We start from the raw sequence: 5746 nt of genomic DNA, 5'->3' as shown, positions 1-5746 counted from the left end.
GGTCGCCTCGGCGGTGCATCTACGTTTCGATATTCCCCGCTCGTCATTGCCGCCGTTCTACAAGGAACGTCTGATGGCGCTGTCCGATCAGCGTATTAGCAAGGACGGTGTGATCATCCTCAAGGCGCAGCGTTATCGCACGCTGGAAGCCAATAAGGAAGAAGCGCTGGCGCGTCTCAAGGCATTGATTCAGGACGCGGTAAAACAGCACAAGGTGCGCCGTCCCACTCAGCCTTCCAAGGGCGCAAAGCGACGCCGTGTCGACAAGAAAACCCGCAAGGGCAGGACCAAAGCCTTGCGCGGCAAGGTAGAGACCTAACCCACTCTCAGCCGGCGTGTCGTTTTACGCTGGCTAAGCTTTCAGAAGCTCAGTAAAGATCTGCATTTAATGGCTTGATACTGACGTCAAAAAATGAAGGCTCTAGTCTTCGGTCCAGCGGTTCGAACATTGCATGCATAAAGTCCATGAGCTCATGGTTGGCGGAGATGGCAGAAGAGACGTCACGATCGAGAACAGCATTAAGGATCTTGATGTGAATTAGTATATTAGTATTAATTGTTTTTTTGTCTCCTAAATGACTTTGGTAAAGAAATCCTAAGCGACGAAATATAGTATGCAATGGTCGTAGCGTGCGTGCTACGAAAGGTTCATTGGAAGCTTCAAGAATTAGCTGGTCCATGCGTTTATCAAGTTCATTGAATCGACGCAAGTCATTATCCGACTCGGCTTCGTTCAAAGCTTGAATTAAATGGTGCATCTGGTTGCGCACCAAACCGCTTTCATTCTCAATAGCCATCTCAAGCACAAAACACTCAAGATCACGCCGGATCTTGAGCAATCGCTTCTCTCTTGCCAGGTCGATAGGGGTGACACGTATCCCAATGCCTGCCTGCATCTCCAGTAGGGTATCATCAGTCAGTTTGCGAATAGCTTCCAAAACTGGGGTGCGGCCCAGCCCTACCTCCTCCTGCAAGTCGGCCATGGTCATGAAGGCGCCTGGCTGAATATCCATATGAGCAATGCTTGACTCAAGCCGATCATAAGCCAGATTTCCCTGGGATTTACTGTAAGCTGCTGATTTATGTGTTTTAGGCATTGATTTACCTTTTCGGCGTTAATCTTAAGTATTATGGAATACTGTGAAATTTGACGATATATTTCTTATTAGACAACGAAATCCAAAGGCATAAAAGTAGTCTTAGACGAAGGTGGCACGCAGTAAATGTTTAACCTTGGTTGCTCGGGTGAATGACCGCGGTCCTCCTTCTGAAACTTTGGAAATTAGGGGTGACGATGCAGTTATTCAACAGCTTTAACTATCCTGATGCAAGGGAGTAAGCGGCTTATGACGATTTTTGATCTATCAGGTAAGTCAGCACTGATCACGGGGTCATCTGGGGGTCTTGGCTTTGCTATGGCGAGGGGGTTGGCACAAGCTGGGGCCCAAGTCATTTTGCATGGACGCAATCAAGATAAGCTGCATGAGGCCCACTCAGCATTGTCCAGTGAAGGATTCAATGTATTGAAGATTTCCTTCGACATTACGGACGAAGCCGCTATCGAAAAGGCCCTTGGCGATCTCAAGGGTGATGGCGTATATGTTGATATCCTGGTCAACAACGCGGGCATGCAACTGCGCAAGCCGATGATAGAATTAACTCGCAATGAGTGGGATACGGTCATCAACACTAACTTGTCGAGCGCTTTCTTGCTCGGTCGCAATGTGGCACGCCAAATGATGGAGCGTGGACAGGGTGGCAAGATGATCAATATTGGCTCACTGATGAGTTCCGTGGCTCGTCCTACTGTAGGCGCCTATACGGCTGCTAAAGGTGGGGTGCGGCTACTGACGCAGTCGATGGCGGCGGAATGGGCAGAGCACGGAATCCAGTCCAACGCGATTGGTCCTGGCTATATGATTACCGAGATGACGCAACCGCTAGTAGATGATCCCGATTTCAATGGCTGGATTACTGGGCGTACACCATCGCGGCGCTGGGGAACACCTGAAGACTTGGTCGGGACAGTGGTGTATTTGGCATCGCCTGCTTCCAACTATGTCAATGGTCAGATTATTTACGTCGATGGCGGCATGCTCGCTGTACTTTAAAATACCATTACATGCTGGTTAGCGAATAGAGCGGCTGCTCATGACAATGACAAACTTCCTAACCTACACGTTGAAATGTAAAGCATAACATCAATAGGACTCGTATCATGAAAATTAAATATTACTTCCGTAACTTTCCAATACTCACTGCATTGCTATCAACATTGGCTATTTCTTTCGTTAGCACTTCGGCCTTGGCAGCCGAGTATAACGCCAAGCTCTCGCTTGACGTGCCAGAGGGTAATACTAAGTACGTTGCTGCAAAGAAATTTGCCGATATGGTACGTGAGCGAACTGATGACAATGTCGATATTAAGCTGTTTCCTAACAGTGTCCTCGGTGGTGAGAGTGAGTCGGCAGAGGGAATCAGGATCGGCTCCGTACAGATGGGGATCATTACCAGCTCAGTGCTGACTTCTTGGGTACCCGAAGTTCAGGTCCTTGACCTGCCTTATTTGATCAACAGTGACGAACAAGCGGTGGCGATTAACCAACCCCTCACTGATGAATTAGCGCCTAAGTTTGAAGAACAAGGGTTTCATCTTATGGGCTTTTCGGTCAATGGAATCCGTCAGCTGATGAGCAGCACTCCGATTCACTCGATTGATGACGTCAAGGGAAAAAAGATGCGCGTCATCCAGAGCCCTCTACACGTGGCTATGTGGAAGGCCGCCGGTGCCAACCCTACGCCGATTCCAGCTCCTGAGATATACAACTCAATGCAGACAGGGGTGATCGACTTTTTCGATAATACAGCGACTAATTACCTTACCAATCGCTTCTATGAAGTTGCGCCTTACTATGTAAAAACTGGACACGTTTATGCGATGGGTACTTGGGTAGTTTCACAAAGCTGGTGGCAGCGTTTGCCGGAGGAATACCAGAAAGAAATCACTAAGGCTGCCAACGAAGTTCAGGAGCAGCTACCTGCTATGCGTCAGCAAGACGATAAAGCGGCGCTGGCCAAGACTGTCGAGGACGGCGCCACCATCATTGAGATTGATGATAAAGGTCCTTGGAAAGAAGCCATGCAGCCAGTCAGAGAGGAGTACACCAAGAAAATTCCCAATGGCAAGGCACTCGTCTCGCTGATTGAGAACGCCGACTGAACCCTGGAAGCGACCCCGCCCCATTGGCGGGGTCGCATGTTCCATTCCACCTCAATGGCGTTGCCATTCTGGAGCGTATCGAATGTCAGCCTATCGCCTTTCACACACGCTGCCTTTGTCGAGTCTTGGTCGCGCCTCTGCTGGGCTGGAGTCGGTGGTTCGTCTACTAATCTTCGTGAACTTGCTGGCGATGACGATAGTCGTATTCGCCGGCGTAATCTCGCGCTATGTGTTTAATGACGCCTTTTCGTGGACCGCTGAGTTCGCGGTTTGGTCGTTCACTTGGTTGATCTTCCTCGGGGCGGCGTTAGGGATCCGCCAGAAGCGCCACGTCGCTGCTGATTTCTTGACCAAGAATTTGTCTGGTTGGTCGTCAGCCCTGCTGGGCTTTATCCAGAGCTTGATCTTGACTCTGACGGTAATGATGATGATGTTCAGTGGTTACCAACTTGTCGAGATGGTCGGCGGAGTCAGTGTCAGCCTGGAGTGGCCTAAGGCATATAAGTATGCGGTCATTCCGGTATTTGGCCTGATTGGCTTGGTATTCCTGCTTGCCCGAGATGCTGATAACACGCGTACTCTAGCCCGAAACTTCCTTGCACTGGTTATTGCTGGTCTGCTTTATCTAGGTCTCGATCATGGCTTGCTGACTCCATTACAGGGTGTTTCGCCTAGCCTGATCATGCTGGTCGCATTCTTCGTGGCTCTGGGTGTTGGTGTGCCGGTATCCTTTTCTTTGATGTTCGGGGTCTTCCTGGCTAACTCGGCGTCGTTCATTCTTCCAGCGCCAGCGATAGTTCAGAACATGGTCACCGGCTCGACCAAGTTTATTCTATTGGCAATTCCCTTCTTCCTTTCGACTGGTTACCTGCTCAATCTAGGAGGGCTCTCCACGCGCCTAATCGACTTTGCCTCTAGCCTGGTTGGCCATTTACGTGGCGGCTTGGCCCACGTCAACGTACTCAACAGCCTGATGGTGGGTGGTATTTCTGGCTCGTCGAGTGCCGACGCTGCCAGTAGTACCAAGATCCTGGTTCCCGAGATGGTTCAGCGTGGCTATTCCCCGGCATTCTCCTGTGCGGTCACGGCTTCATCGGCGATCCTTCCCAATGTCGTGCCGCCAGCGATTGCCATGCTGGTTTACGCGTCGGTGGCTAATGTCTCCATCGCTCGGCTGTTCATGGCCGGTATCCTTCCAGCGATTCTCTGTGCGGGTGTCCTGATGGGGGTATCCTACTTGATCTCGGTGCGTCGTCAGTACCAGACGGCCACTGCTCGAGCCCCATGGAGCGATGTTTGGCGTAGCTTTCTGCGTGCCTTACCGGTGCTGGTAATTACCGTTGGTGTCCTGGGGGGAATTCGGTTTGGCATTATCACCGCTACCGAGGCGGGGGTCATAGCGTTGATCTGGACGTTCGTCCTCGGCAAGTTTGTATTCCGCGAATATGGTTGGAAGAAATTCTACCGTGCCTTCGCCGAATGCGGGACCGACGCCGCCTTGGTTGGTTTTTTGATCGCTGCCTCGGTGCCCTTCGCCTGGGTCCTGATCGCCGAGCAAGTGCCTCAGGATATTGTCGCTTGGGCGAGCACCATCGTTGATGGCCAACTTGGGCTGTTCATCATTCTGCTGGTGGTCTTGGCTGCTGCGGGGATGTTTCTCGATTTGACCCCGGCGATGTTGATTATCGCTCCACTGTTCTTGCCAATGATGACCAACGCTGGGGTCGATCCTGTTCAGCTCGGTATCATTATGATCATTGTTCTGCAGCTCGGCGGCGTCTCTCCACCAGTGGGGCTTTTGGTGTTTATCTCATCCCAGATCGCCAAGGTCTCACCCTCAGCAGTATTCAGGGCTGTGGTGCCATTTATTGCTGGGGCGATGGTGGTAGTGGCTCTGCTATGTCTATTTCCGTTTCTGACGGTAGGTCTTTGGGAGCTTCTGGGAGGATCATAAAACGTATCTACAGTATGTGGTTTGCATGCTGCGAGACAAGTTAGAGACGTAGTCCACCCTCAGCCGGCGTGTCGTTTTACGCCGGCTGAGTGGGCAGTGCGAGCAGTTCACGTTCCAGGGCGAAGATGTGTGGGTCGTCGTGGCCCATTTCGCGCAGCGCTTGGGCCAGATTGAGCAGGTAATCGCGATTGGGTCCGCTAGGGCCGTGAGACTCGGCGATCTGCTTGGCGATGGTGGTATCGGACGCCGGACCCAGGAAGGCGGCGTTGTCCTCGCTGGCGAGGTAGACCAGGCCCTCGACGTTGTCCTCGCCCTCGACATCATCGAAGTGCAGCGGCGTGGCCACGCGCAGGTAGCCATTTTTCTCGCGCACATCCAGTGGGCCGAGCACGTCCTGAGTGATGCGGTAAGCCATGCCGTGGCAGATTGCACCGGGGCGCTCGGTCAGCGTGGCGACTCGCCCCGGCGCCTGTGGCGTGCCGCGGTGGTCATGCGAGCCCTGCCAGAAACGCCGTTCCCAGCCGGTGATATGCGCAGGCCGGCTCTCCAGAAACGGGAAATCCGCCTTCCAG

6 protein-coding genes are annotated in these 5746 nt (G+C 52.3%); 4 read left to right on the top strand and 2 right to left on the bottom strand.

Annotated elements, in window-relative coordinates; genetic code table 11:
* On the top strand, nucleotides 1–319 hold a 319-nt coding region (arfB, locus tag OP495_RS16175), incomplete at its 5' end, for an alternative ribosome rescue aminoacyl-tRNA hydrolase ArfB (protein WP_280570733.1).
* Between the two features lie 49 nt (nucleotides 320–368).
* Here the strand turns inward: arfB and OP495_RS16170 are convergent.
* Nucleotides 369–1097 (bottom strand): GntR family transcriptional regulator, encoded by a 729-nt coding sequence (locus OP495_RS16170; protein ID WP_280570732.1) that lies wholly within the window; start codon nucleotides 1095–1097, stop codon nucleotides 369–371.
* A gap of 249 nt (nucleotides 1098–1346) precedes the next feature.
* Here OP495_RS16170 and OP495_RS16165 point away from each other — a divergent pair, with 249 nt between their 5' ends.
* From OP495_RS16165 to OP495_RS16155, 3 genes are all read left to right on the top strand, one after another.
* Complete coding sequence (locus OP495_RS16165) at nucleotides 1347–2111, top strand: SDR family oxidoreductase (RefSeq protein ID WP_280570730.1); 765 nt, start codon at nucleotides 1347–1349, stop codon at nucleotides 2109–2111.
* A 107-nt stretch (nucleotides 2112–2218) separates the two neighbouring features.
* Nucleotides 2219–3220 (top strand): TRAP transporter substrate-binding protein, encoded by a 1002-nt coding sequence (locus tag OP495_RS16160; protein WP_280570729.1) that lies wholly within the window; start codon nucleotides 2219–2221, stop codon nucleotides 3218–3220.
* Nucleotides 3221–3302: 82 nt separating this feature from the next.
* Entirely contained in the window at nucleotides 3303–5174 is a 1872-nt protein-coding gene (locus OP495_RS16155) for a TRAP transporter large permease subunit (RefSeq protein WP_280570727.1), read from the top strand.
* 76 nt (nucleotides 5175–5250) lie between these two features.
* Here the strand turns inward: OP495_RS16155 and OP495_RS16150 are convergent.
* A partial coding sequence (locus OP495_RS16150) for a gamma-glutamylcyclotransferase (RefSeq protein WP_280570726.1) occupies nucleotides 5251–5746 on the bottom strand: 496 nt, incomplete at its 5' end.

The sequence above is a fragment of the Chromohalobacter sp. 296-RDG genome (assembly GCF_029889885.1).
Lineage (GTDB): Bacteria > Pseudomonadota > Gammaproteobacteria > Pseudomonadales > Halomonadaceae > Chromohalobacter.
The sequence above is the reverse complement of the archived record's forward strand: the minus strand, read 5'-3'. Positions and strand labels throughout refer to the sequence as shown.